We start from the raw sequence: 24994 nt of genomic DNA, 5'->3' as shown, positions 1-24994 counted from the left end.
TTTTACGGTGTCAGGTCTTATTCAGGCGGCAAAGTCACTCCTTCTATTAGAGTTTGTGAGTGCATTTTTCTTAGCAATGCGTCAGTTTTTTTCACCAAAACCTACGATTAATTATCCTTATGAAAAGGGTTTTGTTTCTCAACGTTTTCGTGGTGAACATGCGCTACGTCGTTACCCAAATGGTGAAGAGCGATGTATTGCTTGTAAGTTATGTGAAGCGATTTGTCCTGCGCAGGCTATTACCATTGAAGCAGGGCCGAGGCGTAATGATGGGACACGCAGGACTGTCCGTTATGACATAGATATGGTTAAGTGTATTTACTGTGGTTTTTGTCAAGAGGCTTGTCCAGTTGAAGCTATTGTAGAAGGTCCAAACTTTGAGTTTGCGACAGAAAGTCGTGAAGAACTTTATTATGATAAAGAAAAGCTTTTAATGAACGGAGATCGTTGGGAACGAGAAATTTCCCGAAATATATTGATGGATGCACCTTATCGTTAAGTGTATCATTGAATGAGTAGTCGGATAATTGTTCCGATAAGTTTTAATCTGGTATAGAATTTTATACCACTTATTGTTAATTAAGGAGAAGCCTATGCTAACAGGTCTAGCGGCGGCATTTTTCTATTTATTTGCTTTTATTATGCTTGCGAGTGCAGTTATTGTTATTATAGCACGCAATCCTGTTCATTCAGTTTTATTTTTAATATTGGCATTTTTTAATGCTGCGGCTTTGTTTTTGCTTGTGGGAGCAGAGTTTTTGGGGCTTATGCTGCTTGTTGTTTATGTTGGTGCCGTAGCAGTTTTATTTTTATTTGTGGTGATGATGCTTGATGTTGATTTTGCAGAGTTAAGAAATGGTGCACTGCGGTATGCTCCTATTGGAATTCTGATTGGGGGTATCATTGCTGTAGAATTGATTGTTGTTTTTGTTAGCAGTCGTTTTTCTCCAGCGTTGAAAGCACACATTACGCAGCCAATTCCAGATTTTGGACAGAAAACAAATACTCAGGCATTGGGCGATATTCTTTATACAGATTATGTTTTTTATTTTCAAATTGCTGGGATAATTTTATTAATCGCAATGATTGGGGCAATTGTTTTGACACTTCGTCATAAATCGGGTGTAAAGCGACAGTCTATTGCGGTACAAGTTTCGCGGACAGTGGAAAATTCAATTGAGATCAAAAAAGTTGAATCAGGAAAAGGCATTTAGGGGGAGCTATGCACATCGATATTACCCATTATCTCATTATTTCTGCTTTGATGTTTACAATCGGTATTTCTGGAATTTTTCTAAACAGAAAGAATGTGATTATTATTCTTATGTCTATTGAGCTTATGTTACTTTCAGTTAATCTCAATTTTATTGCATTTTCAGCGTTTCTTCATGACCTTGTTGGTCAGATATTTGCTTTATTTATTTTAACAGTAGCAGCTGCTGAAGCTGCAATCGGTCTAGCAATTCTTGTAGTTTTTTTTCGTAATCGTGGTTCTATTGCGGTTGAAGATGTGAATGTAATGAAAGGCTGAGCAGTAATGTATTATATGATTGTCTTTCTTCCGCTTTTAGGATTTTTAATTGCTTCTGTAGGTGGAAAAACTATAGGGGATCGAGCTAACGAATTGGTGACATGCAGCTTTATGGTGATTGTTGCTGTATTGTCATGGGTGGCCTTTTTAAATATTGCGCTTGGTCATGATACCGTGGTTGATATATCGGTATTACACTGGCTTACTGTCGGTGATTTAACCTTTGATTGGGCTTTACATGTTGATTCATTAACAGCTGTCATGCTTGTTGTTGTGAATACTGTTTCGGCATTGGTACATATTTATTCAATCGGTTATATGCATCATGATCCTTCGAGGTCCCGTTTTTTTTCTTATTTGTCCTTATTTACATTTATGATGCTTATGTTGGTAACGTCCAATAACTTAATTCAGATGTTTTTTGGCTGGGAAGGCGTTGGGCTTGCTTCTTATTTATTAATTGGTTTTTGGTTTCAGCGAGATTCTGCTAATAGGGCTGCAATGAAAGCTTTTGTAGTTAACCGTGTTGGGGATTTTGGTTTTCTTTTAGGAATCTTTAGTGTTTTTGTTTTATTTCGATCGGTTAGTTTTGCCCCTATTTTTGCAAAAGCTTCAGAGAATAATTTCATACAAAATATAACGTTTTTAGGTTTCCAACTTGATGGACAAGCTGCGATTACTACTACCTGTCTTTTGTTATTTATTGGTGCAATGGGAAAATCAGCACAGTTTCTTTTACATACATGGCTCCCCGATGCGATGGAGGGACCGACTCCTGTATCAGCGCTTATTCATGCAGCAACTATGGTGACAGCTGGTGTATTTATGGTTGCACGTTTATCACCAATTTTTGAACTTTCTCCAACTGCTTTAACCGTAATTATTATTATTGGAGCAACAACTGCGTTTTTTGCAGCAACTGTAGGATTAGTGCAGAATGATATTAAGCGTGTTATTGCCTATTCTACATGCTCACAACTTGGTTATATGTTTGTTGCATTAGGTGTTGGGGCTTATGGAGCAGCTGTTTTTCATCTTTTCACGCATGCTTTTTTTAAGGCTTTGCTCTTTCTCGGTGCTGGCTCTGTGATTCATGCGGTGTCTGATGAACAAGATATGCGAAAAATGGGCGGTTTACGCAAGCATATAAAGGTAACTTATTGGATGATGATGGTGGGAACTATTGCACTAACAGGTGTTGGAATTCCAGGAACATTTTTTGGAACGGCTGGTTTTTTCTCTAAGGATGCGATTATAGAGTCTGCTTTTGCATCACATAATATTGCTTCAGGATATGCTTTCTATCTTCTTGTTTTTGCTGCTTTATTAACAAGTTTTTATTCGTGGCGTCTTATGTTTATGACATTTCACGGTAAAGCACGAGCGACTGTTGATGTTATGCACCATGTTCATGAATCTCCTCCAGTTATGTTAATTCCACTATTTATTTTATCTATTGGAGCAATGTTTGCTGGTGTTGTTTTTCAACCTTATTTTTTTGGTGACTTGTATGATGTTTTTTGGAAGGGAGCATTATTTACAGGTAGCGATAATCATATTCTTCATGATGCTCACAGTGTATCCAATTGGGTAAAATGGTCACCATTTATAGCGATGGTTCTTGGATTTATGTTTGCTTATTTATTCTACATTTTCTTTCCTTCTATTCCAAAAAAGTTGGCTACAGTCATGTCTTGGGTATATAATTTTCTTTACCAAAAGTGGTATTTTGATCAACTATACCACTTTTTATTTGTTCGATTTGCTTTCAAAATGGGTTTCTTTTTTTGGAAAGTTGGGGATGGTAAGATTATTGATGGTCTAGGTCCGAATGGTATTGCAGCACGTGTTGTTGATATTACCAATAGAGTCGTTCGGATGCAAACAGGCTATCTTTATCACTATGCATTTGCAATGCTTATAGGCATTGCTTTGCTGGTCACATGGATGATGATCGGGGGCGTGAACTGATGACCGATTGGCCTATTCTTTCTACGGTTACATTTTTGCCGCTTATTGGTGTGCTTCTAATTTTGTTTATCAAAGATGATAGCGAAGCGGCACGACATAATATACGCAACGTAGCATTTTTTACGACTGTTTTTGTTTTTATTATTTCCTTAATAGTTTGGGCGGGCTTTGATTATACAGATAGCCATTTTCAAATGGTTGAAAGATTTGATTGGTTAGGGAATGGTATTAGCTATCATATGGGGGTAGATGGTATTTCTATTCTTTTTGTAGTTCTTTCGGCTTTTCTTTTGCCTTTCTGCATTTTAGCAAGTTGGAAAAATATTAAACACAGCTTGAAAGCTTATATGATTGCTTTCCTTCTTCTTGAAGTTGCTGTTATTGGAGTTTTTTGTGCTCTTGATGCAATATTATTCTACGTTTTTTTTGAGGGTAGCCTCATTCCAATGTTTATTATTATAGGTGTTTGGGGTGGAGCGCGTCGTGTTTATGCCAGCATAAAGTTTTTCTTATATACTTTGCTTGGTTCAGTACTTATGCTGGTTGCTATTATGGCTATGTACTGGGAGGCTGGAACACTGGATATACCAACTTTACTAAATTATCAATTTTCCGCACATATGCAAATATGGTTATGGCTTGCTTTTTTTGCTTCTTTTGCGGTCAAAATGCCGATGTGGCCAGTTCATACATGGTTACCTGATGCTCACGTAGAGGCACCGACGGCTGGTTCTGTTATTTTAGCTGGTGTGTTACTCAAATTAGGTGGTTATGGTTTTCTCCGTTTTTCTTTACCAATGTTTCCTATCGCTTCAGCTTATTTTGCTCCTATGGTTTTCGCATTATCGCTTATCGCTATTATTTATACATCGTTAGTTGCACTTGTTCAGAATGATATAAAAAAACTGATTGCTTATTCCTCGATAGCGCATATGGGATATGTGACAATGGGTATTTTTACTGCGAATGAACAGGGGATTCAGGGCGCTATTTATCAGATGCTATCACATGGAATTGTTTCAGCCGCTTTATTCCTCTGTGTTGGGGTTATTTATGATCGCTTGCATACACGTGAAATTTCAGCTTTTGGAGGTTTAGTAAATAACATGCCAAAATATGCCATTGTTTTCTTAATCTTTACTATGGCAAACATTGGCTTACCTGGAAGCTCAGGATTTATAGGTGAGTTTTTAACCTTAATAGGCGTTTTTCAAGTGAATAAGTTGGTTGTTGTTTTTGCTACAACTGGCGTCATTTTATCGGCTTCTTATGCGCTTTATCTTTATCGGCGTGTGATTTTTGGTGCCTTGGATAAAGAGAGTCTAAAAGTACTTATTGACCTTTCTTCAAGAGAGAAATTTATCCTTTATCCGATGGTTATTCTTACAATATTTTTTGGTATCTATCCGGCGCCTATTCTGAAAGCAACGACATTTTCCGTAAAGACCCTCATCAATAGACTCCACTAGATAAGAGAAGAATACTTATGCCAACTGAAATTATAGCTCAATTAGTGTTAATTTTTCCTGAGGTTTTAATAGCACTAGGAGGCATCCTGTTGCTTTTAATCGGTGTTTATTCCCGTGCACGTGCTTCTTTAACTGTGACTGGTTTAGCTATTGCTCTTCTCGTTGCAACCATTGTTATTATAATGGTTTTTCCAAAAAGTGGCTTATTTCAAACTAATGCGCTCATTATTGACTCTTTCGGTCGTTATATGAAGATTTTGACGCTTATTGGGGCACTTTTTGCTCTCATTATGTCTGTTGGTTTTACTTCTTATCATAATTTCGATATATTTGAATTTCCAGTGCTTGTTCTTTTGGCAACCCTTGGCATGATGTTGATGATTTCAGCAGGTAATATGTTATCACTTTATATGGGATTAGAGTTACAATCTTTAGCTTTATATGTGCTAGCTGCGATCAACCGTGATAATATAAAGTCTTCTGAAGCAGGTATAAAATATTTTGTTTTAGGGGCATTATCTTCAGGATTGCTGTTGTATGGTATTTCTTTGCTTTATGGTTTTACCGGTCAGATTGGTTTTCACGAAATTGCTGTTGCTTTAAAAGGCGAAAGTTTACAATTAGGAGTTATTTTTGGAATTGTTTTTATTTTAGCTGGTTTGGCTTTCAAAATTTCTGCAGTTCCGTTTCATATGTGGACTCCTGATGTTTATGAAGGGGCACCAACACCTATTACAGCATTTTTCGCTGGTGCTCCTAAAGTTGCAGCAATAGCATTAATTATTCGTGTTATTGTTATGGCCTTTATTCCACTAAGCAGCTCTGGAGATTCTATGCCTGCATGGCAACAAATTTTGGTGTTCATGGCGATTGCGTCAATGCTACTTGGTGCATTTGCTGCAATTGGACAGAGGAATATTAAACGTTTAATGGCTTATTCATCGATCAGTCATATGGGATATGCGCTTGTTGGTTTAGCTGCTGGAGATATACTTGGGATAAAAAGTGTTATTCTTTACATGACTATTTATCTTGGCATGACGCTTGGTTCATTTGCTTTTATTCTCGCAATGCGGTCTAGTAGTGGAAATGTTGAAAATATTGATGATCTTTCAGGATTAATAAAGACTAATCCATTTATGGCTTCTGTGATGACAATCCAACTTTTTTCTTTAGCAAGTATACCACCTATGGCCGGTTTTTTTGGAAAATGGTATACTTTTTCTGCTGCTGTTCATGCTGGACTTATTCCACTTGCTGTAGTTGGAATGATAGCATCTGTTGTTGGGGCTTTTTACTATTTGCGAATAATTAAAATTATGTGGTTTGATGATGCAAAAGCTCATTTTGTCGTTTCTTCGAATGAGATTCAGTTTTGCCTCGGCCTTTCTGCATTATTTATTTTATTTTATACATTTTTTGGAATTTGGTTTACTGATGTTGCAGGAAAAGCAGCTGCTGCGTTGTTTTAATAAATATGGCTTATATTTTATCAGATTTTGCACAAAAACAAGGATATACTGTTGAATCATATGAAAGTGTTGATTCAACAAATCTTGTTGCACAACAAAAAGCGCGAGCTGGTCATCACGGTTATCTCTGGGTTGTTGCGCATGAACAGTCACAGGGAAGAGCAAGAAGAAATAGGATGTGGTTTAGTCCAAAAGGAAATCTTTATTCTAGTCTTTTATTAATTAATGATGTTTTTCACCACACTGCTGCTCAGCTTGGTTTTGTTGCTGGAATAAGTGTAGTAGAAGCAGTAAAACAATTTATAAAAGATAAAAAGCAGAGAAACGATATTGTTAGCTTAAAATGGCCAAATGATGTTTTATTAGAGGGAGCTAAAAGTTCTGGCATTCTGCTTGAGATTATTAAATTGTCATCACAACAGTATGCATTGGTTATTGGTATTGGAATAAATGTAAAATATCATTATGAAGATGCGCCGTATCCCACTTCAAGCTTAAAGAATATTGGTGTGCATATTGAAGCAGAACAGTTATTTACGGTTTTAACAGAGTATTTTTCTAAAAATTACCTTCTTTGGAAGCAAACAAGAGGATGTGATATAATTCGCGAAAAATGGCTTTTGTATTCCAATCATCTTGGACAGTATGTCACAACAGTCAGTAATAATAAATTCATCGAAGGTGTTTTTGATGGTCTTGATAGTGATTTTAACTGTATCATAAAACAAAAAAATGGTCAGCAAGCCATTATAACAGCCGGAGATGTTCATTTTGATTCAGCTTCTTCTGTTAATACATACCGCTATTAATTCATAGAATTTTATTTCACCATTAGATTGTCTTACATAATTTAGGAGATATTCATGGTTGCAGCCAATAAGAATGAATTTGTTTTTTTACCTTTAGGAGGGGTAGGTGAAATAGGAATGAATCTGGCTGCTTATGGATTTGGTCCACAGAATCTTCGTAAATGGCTACTTGTTGACATGGGAGTTAGTTTTGCTGGTTCTGAATTACCTGGAGCAGATCTTGTTTTGCCCGATATTCGTTTTTTAGAGAGTGAAAAACATAACATACATGGTCTTGTTTTGACACATGCGCATGAAGATCATTATGGTGCTGTTCTTGATTTATGGCCAAAGCTTAAAGTTCCAATTTATTGTACGCCTTTTACAGCAGGATTATTAGAGAGTAAAAGACAATCAGATTTTGGATCTCATAAAGTTTTACCTCATATTTTTCAAGCTGGTGATTGCTTTCAAGTTGGTCCTTTTTCAGTTGAAGCTATAGCCGTGAATCATTCTATTCCAGACTCTGTATCTTTAGCAATTACAACAGTTTTAGGTACTGTGATTCACACTGGTGATTGGAAAATTGATCATACACCTACACTTGGGGCGGTAACAGATGAAAAACGTTTTCGTGCTTTAGGCAATAAAGGTGTTTTAGCGTTGCTTTGTGATTCTACGAACGCAGGCAGGGATGGCGTATCACCATCAGAACAGGAAGTTCAAAAAAGTCTTTCTGCGGTTATTTCAAAAGCTGAAGGTCGAGTTGCAATAGCTACTTTTGCATCTAATGTTGGGCGTATTCGTTCAATTTGTCTTGCAGCCGAGTCTGTTGATCGGCAGGTTCTTGTTGTTGGACGCTCTCTTAAGCGGAGTATTATGGTGGCACAAGATCTTGGGTATATGAATGGATTAGCACCATTTATTACAGAAGATGATTATGGTTATATCCCACGAAAAAATGTTGTTTTAATCGTGACAGGTAGTCAAGGTGAGCCATGTGCTACTTTAGCTAAATTGTCACGCAATGAAATGAGAAATATTGCACTTTCTGCTGGTGATACCGTTATTTATTCGTCACGAAGTATTCCGGGAAACGAAAAAGCTATTATTGAAATACAAAATCGTTTTATTGACTTGGGAATTAAAATTATTACGAATGAAGATGCGCTTGTTCATGTTTCAGGTCATCCTCGTCGCCCAGAACTTTTACAGATGTATGATTGGATAAAACCACAGATACTTGTTCCGGTACATGGTGAAGCAATGCATCTTACTGCTCAAGCGGCTTTAGCGCGTCAAGCAGGTATAAAAATTGTCACTGATATTAGAAATGGTTGTATATTGCGCCTTGCCCCAGAGCCTGTAGAAACTGTTGATCAAGTCCCTGTTGGCCGTATCTATAAAGACGGTTGTCTTATTGGGGATGAGAATGAATTGGGGATTCGTGAACGTCGCAAACTAAGTTATGCTGGTCACGTTGCTGTTTCTCTCCATATGAATAGCAAGCATGAGTTATTTTCTGATGTTGGTCTAACTACATTTGGGATTCCAGAAAGTAATGGAAAAGGAAAGAGTTTGCAGGATATTCTTTTAGATGTTATAGAAGAAACCGTTTACAATATTCCACGTATTAAACGCAAAAATAATGAACTTATTCGGGAAGCAATACGGCGTGCAGTGAGAGCAGCTGTTAATGAAGTTTGGCGAAAAAAGCCTATCTGTACAGTTTTTTTACACAGGTCAAAATAGAATATTCTAGTATTACGTTGTTTCTTTTTTATAAAGAAAGAGAGAAGAGAACAGTAAGATCATTTTATTACTAAAAATAAACTCAATAAGAGATAGAGTATATAAATTTTTCAAGAGTATGACCGTTGTGTTTGCAAGCTTTCCAATTGTAACTATAAATTAGCGTTTAGTATATTTAAATTATTCCCATATAATATGTTTGGTTAGGAGTTAATTATTTCAATGCGTCTTTCTCAATATTTTCTTCCTATTTTAAGAGAGAATCCTAAGGAAGCAGAGATTGTTTCTCATCGATTTATGTTACGTGCAGCTATGATTCGCCAACAAGCATCAGGGATTTATTCTTGGTTACCGTTGGGTAAAAAAGTGCTTGATAAAGTTTGTAAGATTATTCGTGAGGAACAAGAACGAGCTGGTGCTATAGAAATATTAATGCCGACAATTCAATCTGCAGATCTTTGGCGTGAAAGTAATCGCTATGATGATTATGGTTTAGAAATGCTACGCATTAAAGATCGTCAAAAGCGTGATTTACTTTATGGTCCGACAAACGAAGAGGTGGTAACAGATATTTTCCGTTCCTATATTCGGTCTTATAAGGATCTTCCGCTCAATTTGTACCATATTCAATGGAAGTTTCGTGATGAAATTCGTCCGCGTTTTGGTGTGATGCGCTCCCGGGAATTTTTAATGAAAGATGCTTATTCTTTTGATCTTGATTATGAAGGTTCTCAACTATCTTATAATCGTATGTTTATTGCTTATTTGCGTACTTTTTCTCGCCTTGGCTTACAAGCAATTCCCATGCGTGCTGCTACAGGTCCAATTGGTGGTGAACTCAGCCATGAATTTATTATTTTGGCTGAAACAGGAGAGAGTGCTATATTTTGTGATAGACAGTTTATGGAACTTACAGTTCCACACAGCTCAATCGACTTTAATGATAAAGCTATTTTATCTGATATTGTTAAACAGTGGACGTCCTTTTACGCAGCAACAGAAGAAATGCATAATGAGGAAGAGTGGGCTAAAGTTTCTAAGCAGAATCGTCTTTCAGCTCGTGGTATTGAAGTAGGGCATATTTTTCACTTTGGTACTAAATATTCTTCTCCAATGGGTGCAAAAGTTATGGGGCGAGATGGAAAAGAGCATGTGGTTTCTATGGGATCTTATGGTATTGGACCTTCACGTCTTGTTGCGGCAGTTATCGAAGCTTCTCATGATGAAAATGGTATTATTTGGCCAAGATCTATAGCGCCGTTCGATTTTGCTATTATTAATATGAAGCCAGATGATGAAAAATGTGCGCATGCATGTGAAACTCTTTATCAGGGATTAATACATGCTGGTTTTGATCCATTGTTAGATGACAGAAATGAGAGTCCTGGATCAAAATTTGCAACGATAGATTTAATTGGTTTGCCAACACAAATAATTGTTGGACCTAAAAGCATTGCACAAAATAAAGTTGAGATTAAAGATCGAAAAACAGGTGTGAAAAAATCTCTAACAGTTGAAGATACACTTAAACAATTTTCTGTAGTTTGATAGGCAATGTTATGCAGAAGTTGTACAGTAAATGGTTTTCATCTTATGAATGGATGATCGCTTTTCGTTATATGATTCCCAATAAAAAACACGTTGTTGCGTCTGTTATTTCAATTATTTCTCTTGTTGGAATTATGTTAGGGGTATTTGCACTCGTTGTTGTTATGGCGGTGATGAATGGTTTTCGTACAGAGCTTCTCAATCGTATTCTTGGTATGAATGGGCACCTTATTGTTCAGTCCGTTGATTCTAAATTTTCTGATTACAGTACTCTTATTTCTTCTTTAGAATCTGTGAATGGTATAAAATTTTCTTTGCCTGTTATTGAAGGTCAAGCACTTGTTCAAGGTGAATTCGACGTAGGATCTGGTGTGTTAGTTCGTGGTATGCGCAAACAGGATTTAGAGAAGCTTAAAACGGTATCCCAAAATATTAAGTTAGGCTCGCTTGCTCAATTTGATAAAGAAGAAGGTGTTGCAATTGGAAGTGGTTTAGCAACAAAATTGGGGCTTAGTGTTGGAAGTAATCTGCGTATCATTACTCCAGATGGTGATATGACTCCTTTTGGAGTTACTCCACGTGTTAAGGCTTATAAAGTGATAGCTATTTTCGAAGTTGGTATGTCTGAATATGATTCAATATTCGTTTTTATGCCTCTTCATGAAGCACAAATATTTTTTAACTTGGAAGACAAGGTTCAGTCTTTAGAACTATTTTTAAATAATCCTGATGCTGTTGATCAAATAAAACCAATTGTAGAGAAAGCGGTTGATCAAAAAGTTTATTTGATTGATTGGCGTGAGCGTAATCAGGCTTTTTTTTCAGCTTTACAGATTGAACAAAATGTCATGTTTTTTATTCTTTCTCTTATTATTCTGGTTGCTGCTTTGAATATTATTTCAGGACTAATCATGCTTGTAAAAGATAAAAGCCATGATATTGCAATTTTACGCACGATGGGTGCGCAACAGAGTGCTATTATGTGTATATTTATAGTTACTGGTATGATGATTGGATTTATTGGGACAATATTGGGCTTAATTTTTGGTGTGATAGTAATTGCGAATATCGATTATATTCAGGATTTTGTATCTTGGTTATTTAATGTTGATGTTTTTAATCCTCAATTTTATTTTTTAACAAAATTACCTGCGCAAATTGAGTGGAGACAAACAGTTTTAGTTATTATAATGGCTTTATCTTTATCATTCTTCGCTGCACTCATTCCAGCATGGCGCGCTGCTAAATTGGATCCTGTACAAGCTTTGAGGTATGAATAATAATGACGGCTGTTTTAGAGCTTGTAGAGATAGAGCGCCATTTTGGGGAGAATAATAAACCTCTCATTATTTTAGATAAAGCAAATTTTGTCCTTAATCGTGGAGAACTTGTAGCACTTATAGCACCATCTGGTGCCGGAAAATCAACACTTCTTCACATTGCTGGGCTATTGGAAAAACCAACTGCGGGTGATGTGATGTTACGGGGCATTTCTTGTGCAAAGCGTTCTGATAATGAGCGAACCACTATCAGAAGAAATGATATCGGTTTTGTTTATCAATTTCATCATTTGCTTCCAGAGTTTACGGCTTTAGAAAATGTTATGATACCGCAAATGATAGCAGGATTTAAAAAATCTATAGCGGAAGATCGCGCACTTAAATTGCTGACATACCTGCGTGTTTCTCATCGTGCCAAGCATCGTCCATCAGAATTATCTGGTGGCGAGCAGCAACGTGTTGCTATTGCTCGTGCAGTTGCCAATGGTCCCTCGATTCTTTTGGCAGATGAGCCTACGGGAAATCTTGATCCTGTAACTTCAGCTTATGTATTTCAGGCGTTATCTGCGCTTGTTCGTCAAGCTGGCCTTTCTGCTCTTGTTGCGACACATAATTACGCTTTGGCTAAACAAATGCATCGTCGAATTACGCTTAAAGAAAAAAAGATTGTTGAACTTCCATAGGTAAGGGGTAAAATTTATTCTACGAATTAAAGATACTATCTACATCATTCTTACCTATTAAGGAGGCTTTTATGACAGTTTTTGTCGTTGACAAAAATCAGTTAGGTGTGCGTCGTCGCCGGTTAGTTTTTCGTGCATGGCATCGCGGTATTCGTGAAATGGATTTAATTTTTGGACACTACGTGGATGCCCATATTTCTGGGATGAGTGATAAAATGCTTTCTGAATTTGAGTATATTATGTCTTTTGATGATCGTGATTTATTGACGTGGGTTACAGGGGAAGTCTCGCCACCTGCTGAAGTTGATAGTCCACTTTTTCGTGACATCATAAACTATCATATTTCCATAAACTTAAATTAATCCTGATGCCTATATTAAAAAAAATTGTTATTCCACAAAACACTTCTGCTTACATGATCTTTGACGGAGTTATTGATGGATTTGAAGCCTTTACGCTTGCTAAATTGAGTTTCGAAATTGCGCGAGATAAACCACTGATTTATGTTGTCCATGATGGAACAAAAATTTCTCATTTACAGCAAGTTTTAAATTTTATAGAGCCAAGCTTGCCTGTAATTCAATTTCCTGCATGGGATTGTTTACCCTATGATCGTGTATCACCTGGCTTTTCTGTTATGGCACGTCGATTATCAGCTTTGGCGCATATAGCAAATTTACGTAAGAATCCACGCGCTGCAATTATATTAACAACAGTAAATGCAATTATGCAAAAACTGCCCCCTCACGAAATGATTGAAACTCAAGTGATTCATGCATGTGTTGGCCAGCGTATTAGCATGGAGCACTTAATTCAATTTTTAGAATCTAATGGTTTTGATCGTGTTGCGGTTGTTCGTGATGTTGGTGAATTTGCAGTAAGAGGAGGAATTCTTGATATTTTTTCTCCCGTTGATGAGAAACCCTTGCGACTTGATTTTTTTGGAGATACCCTAGAAACTATTCGAGTATTTGATTCAGAAACACAAAGAACAACAAATAAAAGAACTGAATTTTTTTTACATTCGATGAGTGAAGTTGTTCTTACGCCTGAGCTTATTAGTCGGTTTAAAAGCAATTATATCCGTACATTTGGTGTGTCACGAAAAAATGATATGCTTTATGAAGCCCTTTCTCAAGGGCGGCGTTTTGCTGGTATGGAACATTGGCTACCATTTTTTTATGAGAAACTTGATACTTTTTTTGATCATTGCGGTAATTTATCCATTGTTTTTGAGCATCTTGTAGAAGAAATGCTCACTGAGCGCTATCGCCTTATTGAAGATTATTATGATGCTCGCAAAGAGCGTGAAAATGATAAAGAAAGTTCTACTTCTTATTATCCAATAGAGCCAAACCTTCTTTATTTAACACCGAAACATGTTTTAGAGATTGCACAACAATCTGAAAAACATATTGATTTGACGCCTTTTAATGTTCCTGAAACTTTTGGACAAACCATTGTTCACGCGAACGTTAAAACGGGATATGATTTTGTAAAAGAGCGTAATGCGCAAGAAAAAAATGTTTTTTCAAGTGTCATTCATCATATTGCTTCACTACATGCTGCTGGAAAAAAGGTACTTTTAGCTTGTTGGAGTGAAGGATCTCTCAATCGTTTGGTGCAGGTTCTTGATGAGCACGGGCTAAAAAAAATAAATATTGCAAAATCATTACAAAGTGTCAGAGCAACACCGCGTGATCATATATCAGCAGCTGTTATAATGATAGAGCATGGTTTTGAGATTGAAGATTTTGCTATCATAACAGAGCAAGATATTTTCGGCGATCGATTAATAAGATCATCAAAACGGCGTAATCATAATGCAAATTTTATTTCTGAGGTTGCAGCTTTAAATTCTGGCGATATCGTTGTACATATCGATCATGGTATTGGACAATTTGTTGGTCTTAAAACAATTCAGACAACTGGAATTTTACGAGATTGTCTTGAAATTAAGTATGCTGGAGACGATCGGCTCTTTCTACCTATTGAAAATATTGAGCTTCTTTCTCGTTATGGGGCGGAACGAACAGATGTAGTTTTAGATAAGTTAGGTGGTGTTGCCTGGCAAGCACGTAAAGCACGGCTTAAAAAACATTTACTGGAAATGGCTGGCCAGTTGACCCGTATAGCGGCAGAGCGTGCTACGCGCTCTGCACCTGCTCTGATTCCACCAATTGGATTATTTGATGAATTTGTTGCATGTTTTCCTTATGAAGAGACGGAAGATCAAATGAGGGCGATTGATGCTGTTTTAGACGACTTAGCATCAGGAAAACCAATGGATCGCTTAATATGTGGTGACGTTGGTTTTGGAAAAACAGAAGTTGCTATTCGAAGCGCTTTTGTCGCAGCACTAAATGGATATCAAGTCGCTGTTGTTGTGCCGACGACTTTACTCTCACGGCAGCATTATAAAACTTTTATGCCGCGTTTTCAAGGATTACCCGTTAAAATTGCACATGCTTCTAGGCTTGTAAAAGCTAAAGAATTGGCTCAAGTTAAAAAGGGTATTTCAAATGGCACGATTGATATTGTCATTGGAACGCATGCTTTATTAAGCGATACAGTTCATTTTTCACGATTAGGACTCCTTATCATTGATGAGGAACAGCATTTTGGTGTAAAACACAAAGAGCGTTTAAAAGAGCTTAAAAGTGATATTCACGTTCTCACACTTTCAGCTACTCCCATACCACGAACTTTAGGACTTGCTTTATCAGGAGTACGTGAACTTTCTCTGATAACGACTCCGCCTCTGGATAGAATGGCGGTACGTACTTTTGTTTCACCGTTTGATTCGCTTGTTATACGAGAAACATTGCTTCGAGAATATTACCGTGGTGGGCAAAGTTTTTATGTTTGTCCTCGTATTTCTGATCTTATTTTTGTGGAAGAATATCTCAAAACGCATGTTCCGGAACTTAAATTTGTTGTAGCTCATGGGCAAATGCCAGCTGGACAGCTTGATGATATTATGAATGCATTTTATGATGGGCAATATGATGTTTTACTATCAACAACTATTATTGAATCAGGTCTTGATATTCCAACAGCTAATACATTAATTGTACATCATGCTGAAATGTTTGGTCTTTCTGCTCTCTACCAGTTGCGCGGTCGGGTAGGGCGCTCAAAGCAACGTGCTTATACCCTCTTTACATTTCCTTCTGGTAAAATCTTAACTTCTGCGGCTGATCGTCGTCTTAAAGTTTTGCAGTCTCTTGATACATTAGGTGCCGGTTTTCAATTAGCAAGTCATGATATGGATATTCGCGGTTCAGGAAACTTTTTAGGTGAAGAGCAATCAGGACATATAAAAGAAGTCGGATTTGAACTTTATCAAAAATTGCTTGAAGAAGCTATTGCTGAGTTAAAAGATGGCAAAAAAAGTGAGGATAAACAGTGGTCACCTCAAATTTCACTTGGTACGACGGTGATGATACCAGAAAGTTTTGTGCCTGATCTGTCATTACGTATGGGGCTTTACCGTCGTTTAACAGAACTTAATGATTTAGAACAAATTGATGAATTTGCTGCTGAGTTGGTTGATCGGTTTGGTCCTTTACCTCTTGAAGTTCAACATCTTCTCAAAGTTTTTCATATAAAAACATTATGTCGAAAAGCACATGTAGAAAAGTTAGATACTGGGCCAAAGGGTGTCGTTATACAATTTCGCAATAATTATTTTGCAAATAGTGTTGCTCTTGTTCAATGGGTTGGAAAACAGGGTGTCATGGCAAAAATTCGTCCTAATCAAAGTATCGCTCTTATTCGTGATTGGGCAACAGTGGATAAAAGGCTTGTTGGAGCGGCTACTATTATGGCACAGCTTGTAGAAATGGCAGAGAAACATTCTGTTTAGATTTTTTTATATTATTTTTAAAAATTATTATATGAAAACACCTATTCTTGTGTTTGCATTAAGAATAAGTTTTAAGTTTGCAAAGACAAATTTTTTTGTAAATCAGCTAAAAAAACTTTAACCGAGAGTCTATTCTAGATTTATGATCCATTCACGCTACAAAGCTGGAAAGTGATACCCATAGAGTGATGTATAAGTGGAGTGTCTGATTGTGTAACAAACGAACCACCTGTTGTTCAGGTTAGTTATAAAACAGGTACATAGTAGCTACCAGAAGAATCTTATTTAAAGCTCGAACAGCTTTTATGAAGTAATACATCTAATAATTGAGTTTCGATTATTGCTGTTATCATCGTATCTATAGCAAACTCAGCTGTTCCAGAAAAATTGAAACTTCTATTTTAAAAATGTGGATTACAAGAAGAATTATAAATCTAAAGTAATATGAAATGCAGCGTAATATTAATAGTTTGTTTTAATTACAATACCAATGTTGCTTCTCTTATAAAGCTTTACTTTATATCGCTGCACTAAGGTATTATGGATAAATTTAGTAAAAGAACAATAATGGAATAAGGACTATTCTGTGTGTGTATGCATAATAGTTTAAGAGACTATTTGCAACTTTTTTTGCAAATTTAGCTTTTTTCTTTATATTGCACTAAGAAGTATAAAAGAAGATGTTTATTTCATTGGTTTAATTTAATACACTTGATTGAAATTGTATTTAATATTCCTATTTTTGGATTATTGAAAAAGCGTGTTGAAAGGATTAATTTAACCATGTCGCATAAAAATGTCTATTCTATTTTTTCAATATTATCCGGAGCCATTGCTCTCTTTTTTGCAATCCATACCTCTGCGGATGCAGAAAGTTTATCTCAAGGTTGGTATAAGGTTTGCAGTAAGCAGCATGATGTTGATGTCTGTAATACAATGAACACTATTTTATCAAATACTGGACAACCTTTAACAGCTTTTAATCTGGTGGAAATAAAAGGAAAACAAAATGAACGACGTATAGGTATTCAAGTGCCTACAGGTCGTTTTTTGCCAGAGGGCGTTCATATTCAGATAGGAGAAAATTTTTCTAAAAAAGTTCCTTACATTATTTGTAATGGGCCTAGCTGTATTGCCAATGATGTTTTGGATGATAAACTCATTGCTGCTATGAAAAGTGGTTCGAAAATGGTTGTAACCACAATTAATTTTCGCGGTTCAGCTAATCCTATTGAATTTTCTTTGAATGGATTCACAGCTGCATATACAGGTCCCGGTATGGAGGAAAAAGACTTTCAACAAGAACAAATAAAATTGCAGCAAGCTATTCAATCTAAGCAAAAAGAGATAGAAGATCGTATGCGGGCTGAGCAAGAAAAAGCAAAACAAAAGTAATATATGCGACATAAGAAGAGCATTTGTTGAAGCTTATTCCTTGTTGTTTATTGAAACCGCCACAAATATTTTGCGGCGGTTTTCTCGTAATTAACTTTTTGAAAGAGTTCTGCGTTTCCACCAACCAATGCGCCCCGTTTTTGGAGCATCATCAGGTTTTGATGATACAATAACGGGAGGATTAGTTTTCTCTTCAACTTTGGAAGGAACTGATTCGATAGCTTCTTCCGTTACAGTTTTGTGTTCTAATGTTTCTGTTTCGGATATTGATTCTTGAGAGAGTAATTTTTTTCGTGTTGATTTTTTATGATTTTTAGAAGTTTTTTCTTCAACCTTATGAGAAGATTGATTCATTTTTTTTGTTTTAATTTTATGCACCGATTCAGCTGTAGATTTTTTTTCCGTAGATTCTGCTGTTGCTATATTCGGATCATTGTCAAGGGTATGCGGATATTTTACTTCTTTTGAAGAACGTGTTTTACGCTTTTTAGGTTTAGTAATCGCATTCACTTTTGCAACTTCATCTTTTTGCATATTGAGGTATTGTGTATCGCTTTTTGCTTTTTCCAATTGAACCGGTTTGGAAGCTAATATACGGCGTTTGTTACGCGCTGTTTTGGTTTGTTCTGAAGGTTTCTCAGCAATGGCTCCTACTGGTTCTGCGTGAGGAATACGAAGTTGATAAAAATTATCTTGATTACGGCGACCGCCACGGCGTCCTCGGCGACGGATTCGGCGATGGGAATTATCGTTTAATGTATCGTCTTTTACATGAGCTGTAGAGAGAGAATTATCATTAATCTCACCCTGATGGTTTTTTCGTTGTCGTTTCTGCTTTGTTTCTACAGTTTTTTCATCTTCGATGGATTTATTGTCTACTAAAACAGCATCCTCAATTTCTTCTTTATTATCATCTTCAAAGACCAATGTAGGTTGAGAAACTGCTTCCACCATTGTACCCTTAGAAATGATGAGATGTTGCGTTCCAATGCTATCATCTGCCTCGATACTAATATTAAGTTTAAAGCGCGCTTCTAGATTAACAAGAATATTACGTTTGTGGTTTAACACGTAAAGCGCTGTTGCTACGGGCGTGCGCACAGTAATATTATGTTGCGGATTATGAAGAAGATATTCTTCGATTGAACGCATAACGTGTAAAGCAATTGATGATTCAGAGCGTACATTTCCTGTTCCAGCGCAATGAGGGCAAGGTTTTGTTGTGCTTTCTAAAACCGATACGCGGATACGTTGACGGCTCATTTCAAGAAGGCCAAAATGTGATATATGTCCCACTTGAATACGAGCACGATCATTTTTTAAACAATCTTTCAGCTTTTTTTCGACAAGTCTCACATTACGTTCTTCAAGCATGTCAATGAAGTCAATTACAATTAAACCAGCAAGATCACGTAAGCGTAATTGACGTGTTATTTCTTCTGCAGCTTCAAGATTAGTTTGTAATGCTGTTTTTTCAACAGAAAACTCTTTTGTAGAACGGCCAGAGTTTACATCAATAGCAACAAGCGCTTCTGTTTGATTAATGACAAGATAACCACCAGATTTTAAAGAGACTTGTGGATGCAACATTTTATCAAGTTGGATTTCAATATTATTACGCGCAAAAAGAGAAATCGGATCGCGATAAGGTTGCACTACTTTTGCATGGCTTGGCATGAGCATGCGCATGAAATCTTTTGCTTCGCGATATCCTTGTTCACCAGAAACAAGAATTTCATTGATGTTTTTATTGTAAAGATCTCGTATAGAGCGCTTAATAAGATTGCTTTCTTCATGGACAAGACATGGTGCTGTAGATTTAAGTGTTAAAGCGCGAATAGTATCCCATAGTCGTGTGAGATATTCATAGTCACGTTTAATTTCGGCTTTTGTTCTATTTGCTCCAGCAGTTCGTAAGATAATTCCCATACCTTTTGGAATGGCCAATTCTTTTACAATTTCTCTAAGACGCTTACGATCTTGTATATTCGTGATTTTTCGTGAAATACCACCACCGCGTGCTGTGTTGGGCATTAAAACAGAATAACGTCCTGCTAGCGATAAATAAGTTGTGAGAGCAGCACCTTTATTGCCACGTTCTTCTTTGATAACCTGTACTAACAAAATTTGACGTCGTTTAATTACTTCTTGAATTTTATACTGCCGTCCTTGTTTTCTCTGATAGGCAGGAAGTTCTTCACGTATGTCTTCTACACCAACCATTTCTATATCATCATGAGAAGTATTTGCATCAAATATTTCTTCTGTATCATCAACTGTTATTGTTTCAAATGTGGTGTCATTTTCAACATACGCTGCCATAATACTATTATGTTCATCTTTTTTTGTTTTTTTAGAGCGTTTTTTATTTTTGTTTGTTTCTTCAGTAAGAGTATCTGTATAATTTTCTCTTACAGCAGCTTTTTCCTCTTCTTCGAGAAGAGCAAGACGATCAGCAATAGGAATTTGATAATAGTCGGGATGAATTTCAGAAAAAGTCAAAAAACCATGGCGGTTACCACCATATTCGACAAAAGCTGCTTGTAAAGACGGCTCTACACGCGTAATACGTGCCAGATAAATATTTCCTTTAAGCTGCTTTTTATGTTCTGATTCAAAATCAAGTTCTTCAATTTTGTTGCCATGAACAACAACAACACGTGTTTCCTCCGGATGGGAGGCATCTATAAGCATTTTGTTTGACATAAGTTAAAATCCTGAAGGCGACATGCGCAGCTTTATTCAAACGAATGGTATGGGTATTCGAAAATATAAAGGCCTGTCTGCCATAAAAGGGAGATACCAGAAAAACAGGACGAGACACTACGTGCAGATGCATGATTGCACTTACACTATTTTTAATCATCATCTCCATCTGTTTTGTATGACTCATAATTTTTGTAAGTCTCCGGCGAAATAATCTCTAAAATTAGTTCAGATATCTGAACCAGCGAATCTTAAATAACGTAATCCTAGCTTTGTGACATAAAGAATTTTCATCCATAAAAAGCTTAAATATGTAACATGTAATAAATTTTTTAAAGACAAATTAATACGGACTAAAGATAATTTAGATGATCACTATTGGCTAGGAGGCGCAAGTGTTCTTTTATGTTGATATCATGTTTTTGGCAAGTAACAATATAAATACACAACATTATAATTTCTTTATAGCTGTAATTTAGTTTTTGAGATGTCTAAAGTTGCAAAATTCGATATTTATTAAAACATATGGAGTAAATTTTATGCATTTCTTTTATACTGATTTAGATCAGTAATTGCTAATGTAGAATACAGAGTATTTCGCTTATGATAAGAGTATTTTTTACCAAAAATCTGAAAGTTATCTATAGGGATATTTTTTTATCCATCATATGCTCTTTATTATTTTTTTTAATGTTACAAACAAATGTTCGAGCTCAAGATTCCTTGAAACTTGTCGATTTACGAACTATCGGTGATAGTGCACACACGCGTATTATCGCAGTTTTTGATGCTAAACCAAATGTTCGTTTACAGATTTTGGAAAAACCTGCGCGTTTGATCATTAATTTACTTACAGTTAATTTTTCAGTGCAAAATACATCCTTAAAGAAACAAAATACCTTATCAAGAATGTTATCTGATGTGCGTTACAGTTTTTCTGATATAAGGACTTCACGTATTGTTTTGACGAGTAAAATTGCTTTTGTTGTTAAAAAAAGTGTAGTGCAAAAATTGGATAACGGTTTATGGCAGCTGCTGGTTGATATTAGTGAAAATACGCAAGAGAAATTTCATGAATTATTTGAAAAACAACAAAAAGGCACTCTTAATACAGAAACACAATCAGTTCCCGAACGTAATTTTCGTGTTGTTCTCGATCCTGGTCATGGTGGAATTGATGGTGGTGCGCGAGGTATTACTGGAATTTTAGAAAAAGACGTCACACTAGCCTTTGCACGTGTCTTAAGGGATGAATTAAAAAAAGATTCTCATATTACTGTTGCTTTAACACGCGACTCTAATGTTTTTTTAAGGTTAAGTGAAAGGGTTAGAAAAGCGCAAGAGTTTGGTGCTGACCTTTTTATATCAATTCACGCAGATACTATTAATATACATTCTCTTCGTGGTGCTACAGTGTATACCATATCAGACAAGGCATCTGATGCAATTGCAAAATCTTTAGCTGAAAATGAAAATAAAGTTGATTTATTAGATGGTTTGCCAGCAGAAGAATCTCTTGAAGTTATAGATATTTTGTTCGATCTTACACGACGTGAAACGCATGCATTTTCTGTGAATTTTGCTAATCGTGTTGTTTTAAATTTGTCAAAGAATAATATCAATTTGATAAATAACCCTCATAGATATGCAAATTTTCAAGTTTTAAGGGCTGCAGATATACCCTCTGTTTTAATAGAGATAGGCTATTTATCAAATAAAGAAGATGAAAAATTATTAAATAATCCTCAGTGGAGAAAACAAATGGCTGCCTCTATTGCTTATTCTATTCGTCAATTTTCTGAATATAGGCATAAAATTATTCCACCTCTTTAAATTTATGCAAAAATAGAGTACCAATATGAGCCTTTGATGTAATCGTAAAGAGTAGAAATAATTTCTCTTTGATCAGTTCTAAAGAAAGCGATAGCCGTTTTTATGATAATTTTTTTTAGATATCTTCTTTGTTCTATTTTTATGATTTATTTTTTGGGAACTATGACCCAAGGCGTGATAGCAAAGGAGCAGATGAGTGCACTTCCTGATTATGAAGTTCTTTCGCTCTATGAACCACCTGTGATGACTCGCGTTCATGCTGCTGATGGTAGTCTTATGGCAGAGTTTGCAACAAAAAATCGCCTTTATTTACCAATTCAATCAATACCAAAGATTCTAAAAGAAGCTTTCATTTCTGCCGAAGATAAAAATTTTTATCATCATTTTGGTTTAGATCCCGTAGGGCTTTCTAGAGCTTTAATCAATAATATCAGTAATATTGGTTCTGGAAAACGTCTAGAGGGTGCGTCAACAATTACACAACAAGTTGCTAAAAACTTTCTTTTAAACTCAGAGGCAACATTAAAACGTAAATTAAAAGAAGCTATTCTAGCGATGCGTATTGAGAGAACCTATTCAAAGGATCATATTCTTGAACTTTATCTCAACGAAATTTATCTTGGGCGTGGTACTTATGGTATCGCGGCAGCTGCTTTAACTTATTTCAATAAATCCGTTAATGATCTTACTTTAGAACAATGTGCCTATTTGGCTTCTCTTCCAAAAGGGCCGGCGAATTATGATCCTTTTAAAAATACGCAACGTGCTATTAATAGGCGCAATTGGGTTATAGATCGGATGGTTACAAATGGGTATGTAACGCATGAAGAAGCTGAAAAAGCTAAAGCAAAGCCTTTAGGGGCGATGATACGTGGTAGCGAAAGCTATGTTTTTGCTGCTGACTATTTTACTGAAGAGGTGCGTCGCCGTTTAATGAAGCGTTATGGAGCAAAAACACTTTACGAAGGTGGGCTTTCAGTTCGTACAACGCTTGATCCGCATTTGCAACTTTTTGCTCAGCGTGCTTTACGCAATGGCTTAATTAGATTTGATCATTCACAGGGGTGGCGTGGAGTTTATGAACATATTGATAATAAAGATGATTGGGGCAGAGAACTTGCAAAAATTACAGGGTTAAGTGATGTTCCTGAATGGCGTTTAGCTGTTGTACTTTCCGCTAATGCTAATAAAGTGGAAATTGGTTTACAACCCAAGCGCGAATCTTCAGGTTTATTATCAAAAAAACGGGAAACTGCTATTTTGTCTGAAGACGATTCAAAGTGGGCATTAAATGTTGTGGACAAGAATGGGTATCGAAGAGTTGTTCCAAACTTAACTCATCTGCTGCGAGTTGGAGATGTCATTTTCGTTGAAAAAGTATCAGCTACAGATCGCACTTACCGTTTACAACAAATCCCGAAAGTTGAAGGTGCACTTGTTGCTATGGAACCTCATACAGGGCGCGTTCTTGCGATGATGGGAGGGTTTTCTTTTGCGTCGTCTGAATTTAATCGTGCAACGCAAGCTTATCGCCAACCTGGCTCTGCTTTTAAGCCTTTTGTGTATGCAGCGGCACTTGATAATGGGTATACACCAGCATCAGTTATTTTAGATGGTCCCATAGAAATTCGTCAAACTAATGGTGAGATTTGGCAACCTAAAAATTATGGTGGTACATTTGCAGGGCCTTCAACATTGCGTTATGGTATTGAGTATTCCCGTAATCTTATGACAATACGGCTCGCCTATGATATGGGAATGCCTCTTGTAGCTGAATATGCAGAGCGTTTTGGTATTGTGGATAAATTGCAACCATATCTCCCCATGGCCTTAGGAGCTGCAGAAACAACAGTTTTACGAATGGTTACAGCTTATTCAGTTATTGCCAATGGAGGGCGCTCTATTAACCCTTCTTTGATAGATAGAGTTCAAGATCGTTACGGGACAACAATTTACCGTCACGACGATCGTGTCTGCGAAAACTGTAATGCTCAGTCATGGGATAATCAAATGGAGCCCACATTAATTGATGAGCGGGATCAGGTTCTTGATCCTATGACGGCTTATCAAATTACATCAATGATGGAAGGAGTTTTTCAGCGTGGTACAGCTGCACGTTTACGTTTCCTCAATCGACATGTTGCCGCAAAAACAGGAACAACCAATGACTCTAAAGATGTATGGTTTATGGGATTTACTCCTGATCTTGTTGTTGGTATTTTCATCGGTTATGATCAACCAGCACCTTTAGGGTATAGCGGAACAGGAAGTTCGTTGGCCGCGCCTATTTTTGGTGAGTTTATGGATGCTGCTTTGAAAGGGAAGCCAGATGTACCGTTTAAAATGCCAAAGGGTATGATTTTAATGCCAATTAATCGTAGGACGGGCATGCTTGCTGAGGCAGGAGATCGTGATGTTATTATAGAAGCATTTAAACCAGGGACTGGACCTGCTGACATATATAAGGTAATTGGTGGTGCAAACTCTTTTCAAGAAGGTTTTTCTTCAGGAACGGCTTCTCCACAAGTCAATAAGGCTCTTGAGAGTGGGGCTGATGGATTATATTAATTAACAAATAAGGTTTCTTTTATAAAACAAATTAACCTGAAGAATGTTAGCTCATTTTTATGATACGGGGGTTTATGAGTTTATAGTGCTCTATTCGCACACTATTGCGTTAGCCTAAAAATGTTTAAGG

Annotated in this window: 17 protein-coding genes; 16 read left to right on the top strand and 1 reads right to left on the bottom strand. The window is 36.5% G+C overall.

The window, feature by feature from the left end:
• The first annotated feature begins 7 nt into the window (after positions 1-7).
• From nuoI to WCP76_RS03740, 14 genes are all read left to right on the top strand, one after another.
• Entirely contained in the window at positions 8-499 is a 492-nt protein-coding gene (nuoI, locus tag WCP76_RS03805) for an NADH-quinone oxidoreductase subunit NuoI (RefSeq protein WP_336294362.1), read from the top strand.
• 94 nt (positions 500-593) lie between these two features.
• Positions 594-1214 carry an NADH-quinone oxidoreductase subunit J gene (locus tag WCP76_RS03800; RefSeq protein ID WP_336294361.1) on the top strand — a complete coding sequence of 207 codons (621 nt, stop codon included), beginning with the start codon at positions 594-596 and terminating at the stop codon, positions 1212-1214.
• Positions 1215-1222: 8 nt separating this feature from the next.
• Complete coding sequence (nuoK, locus tag WCP76_RS03795; RefSeq protein WP_336294360.1) at positions 1223-1531, top strand: NADH-quinone oxidoreductase subunit NuoK; 309 nt, start codon at positions 1223-1225, stop codon at positions 1529-1531.
• A 6-nt stretch (positions 1532-1537) separates the two neighbouring features.
• A complete protein-coding gene (gene nuoL, locus WCP76_RS03790) occupies positions 1538-3502 on the top strand; it encodes an NADH-quinone oxidoreductase subunit L (RefSeq protein ID WP_336294359.1) in 1965 nt (654 codons plus the stop codon).
• Positions 3502-4971: an NADH-quinone oxidoreductase subunit M gene (locus tag WCP76_RS03785; RefSeq protein WP_336294425.1), complete on the top strand. Its 1470-nt coding sequence runs from the start codon at positions 3502-3504 to the stop codon at positions 4969-4971. The genes nuoL and WCP76_RS03785 overlap by 1 nt, the downstream gene beginning before the upstream one ends.
• Before the next feature lie 17 nt (positions 4972-4988).
• Positions 4989-6443, top strand: a complete 1455-nt coding sequence (gene nuoN, locus WCP76_RS03780) for an NADH-quinone oxidoreductase subunit NuoN (RefSeq protein ID WP_336294358.1) — start codon at positions 4989-4991, stop codon at positions 6441-6443.
• The gene (locus tag WCP76_RS03775; protein WP_336294424.1) at positions 6443-7252 is read left to right on the top strand and encodes a biotin--[acetyl-CoA-carboxylase] ligase; all 810 of its coding nucleotides are present in this window, start codon (positions 6443-6445) and stop codon (positions 7250-7252) included. The genes nuoN and WCP76_RS03775 overlap by 1 nt, the downstream gene beginning before the upstream one ends.
• 54 nt (positions 7253-7306) lie before the next feature.
• Positions 7307-8983 (top strand): ribonuclease J, encoded by a 1677-nt coding sequence (locus WCP76_RS03770; RefSeq protein ID WP_336294357.1) that lies wholly within the window; start codon positions 7307-7309, stop codon positions 8981-8983.
• Between the two features lie 222 nt (positions 8984-9205).
• Positions 9206-10531: a proline--tRNA ligase gene (gene proS / locus WCP76_RS03765; RefSeq protein ID WP_336294356.1), complete on the top strand. Its 1326-nt coding sequence runs from the start codon at positions 9206-9208 to the stop codon at positions 10529-10531.
• Between the two features lie 11 nt (positions 10532-10542).
• A complete protein-coding gene (locus tag WCP76_RS03760; RefSeq protein ID WP_336294355.1) occupies positions 10543-11811 on the top strand; it encodes a lipoprotein-releasing ABC transporter permease subunit in 1269 nt (422 codons plus the stop codon).
• A 2-nt stretch (positions 11812-11813) separates the two neighbouring features.
• Positions 11814-12494, top strand: coding sequence for an ABC transporter ATP-binding protein (locus tag WCP76_RS03755; protein WP_336294354.1), 681 nt, complete (start codon positions 11814-11816; stop codon positions 12492-12494).
• 71 nt (positions 12495-12565) lie between these two features.
• Positions 12566-12856, top strand: a complete 291-nt coding sequence (locus WCP76_RS03750) for an FAD assembly factor SdhE (RefSeq protein WP_336294353.1) — start codon at positions 12566-12568, stop codon at positions 12854-12856.
• A gap of 5 nt (positions 12857-12861) precedes the next feature.
• Entirely contained in the window at positions 12862-16362 is a 3501-nt protein-coding gene (mfd, locus tag WCP76_RS03745; RefSeq protein ID WP_336294352.1) for a transcription-repair coupling factor, read from the top strand.
• Between the two features lie 783 nt (positions 16363-17145).
• Positions 17146-17757 (top strand): invasion associated locus B family protein, encoded by a 612-nt coding sequence (locus tag WCP76_RS03740; RefSeq protein WP_336294351.1) that lies wholly within the window; start codon positions 17146-17148, stop codon positions 17755-17757.
• A gap of 90 nt (positions 17758-17847) precedes the next feature.
• On the opposite strand, the gene WCP76_RS03735 is transcribed toward WCP76_RS03740, so the two are convergent.
• Positions 17848-20463 (bottom strand): Rne/Rng family ribonuclease, encoded by a 2616-nt coding sequence (locus tag WCP76_RS03735; RefSeq protein WP_336294350.1) that lies wholly within the window; start codon positions 20461-20463, stop codon positions 17848-17850.
• 603 nt (positions 20464-21066) lie between these two features.
• Between WCP76_RS03735 and WCP76_RS03730 the strand changes: the two genes are divergently transcribed.
• Together WCP76_RS03730 and WCP76_RS03725 are read left to right on the top strand one after the other, a co-directional pair.
• Complete coding sequence (locus WCP76_RS03730) at positions 21067-22296, top strand: N-acetylmuramoyl-L-alanine amidase (RefSeq protein ID WP_336294349.1); 1230 nt, start codon at positions 21067-21069, stop codon at positions 22294-22296.
• Positions 22297-22398: 102 nt separating this feature from the next.
• Positions 22399-24864, top strand: coding sequence for a penicillin-binding protein 1A (locus WCP76_RS03725; RefSeq protein WP_442894707.1), 2466 nt, complete (start codon positions 22399-22401; stop codon positions 24862-24864).
• Positions 24865-24994 lie beyond the last annotated feature (130 nt).

The organism is Bartonella vaga (assembly GCF_037070895.1).
In the GTDB taxonomy this organism is placed as follows: domain Bacteria; phylum Pseudomonadota; class Alphaproteobacteria; order Rhizobiales; family Rhizobiaceae; genus Bartonella.
The sequence above is the reverse complement of the archived record's forward strand: the minus strand, read 5'-3'. Positions and strand labels throughout refer to the sequence as shown.

Bases quoted from the DNA above. Each gene is read 5' to 3' on its own strand.
- WCP76_RS03800 (WP_336294361.1), top strand. From the start codon at position 594: ATGCTAACAGGTCTAGCGGCGGCATTTTTCTATTTATTTGCTTTTATT.
- nuoK (WP_336294360.1), top strand. From the start codon at position 1,223: ATGCACATCGATATTACCCATTATCTCATTATTTCTGCTTTGATGTTT.
- nuoL (WP_336294359.1), top strand. From the start codon at position 1,538: ATGTATTATATGATTGTCTTTCTTCCGCTTTTAGGATTTTTAATTGCT.
- WCP76_RS03785 (WP_336294425.1), top strand. From the start codon at position 3,502: ATGACCGATTGGCCTATTCTTTCTACGGTTACATTTTTGCCGCTTATT.
- nuoN (WP_336294358.1), top strand. From the start codon at position 4,989: ATGCCAACTGAAATTATAGCTCAATTAGTGTTAATTTTTCCTGAGGTT.
- WCP76_RS03770 (WP_336294357.1), top strand. From the start codon at position 7,307: ATGGTTGCAGCCAATAAGAATGAATTTGTTTTTTTACCTTTAGGAGGG.
- proS (WP_336294356.1), top strand. From the start codon at position 9,206: ATGCGTCTTTCTCAATATTTTCTTCCTATTTTAAGAGAGAATCCTAAG.
- WCP76_RS03760 (WP_336294355.1), top strand. From the start codon at position 10,543: ATGCAGAAGTTGTACAGTAAATGGTTTTCATCTTATGAATGGATGATC.
- WCP76_RS03755 (WP_336294354.1), top strand. From the start codon at position 11,814: ATGACGGCTGTTTTAGAGCTTGTAGAGATAGAGCGCCATTTTGGGGAG.
- WCP76_RS03750 (WP_336294353.1), top strand. From the start codon at position 12,566: ATGACAGTTTTTGTCGTTGACAAAAATCAGTTAGGTGTGCGTCGTCGC.
- mfd (WP_336294352.1), top strand. From the start codon at position 12,862: ATGCCTATATTAAAAAAAATTGTTATTCCACAAAACACTTCTGCTTAC.
- WCP76_RS03740 (WP_336294351.1), top strand. From the start codon at position 17,146: ATGTCGCATAAAAATGTCTATTCTATTTTTTCAATATTATCCGGAGCC.
- WCP76_RS03735 (WP_336294350.1), bottom strand. From the start codon at position 20,463: ATGTCAAACAAAATGCTTATAGATGCCTCCCATCCGGAGGAAACACGT.
- WCP76_RS03730 (WP_336294349.1), top strand. From the start codon at position 21,067: ATGATAAGAGTATTTTTTACCAAAAATCTGAAAGTTATCTATAGGGAT.
- WCP76_RS03725 (WP_442894707.1), top strand. From the start codon at position 22,399: ATGATAATTTTTTTTAGATATCTTCTTTGTTCTATTTTTATGATTTAT.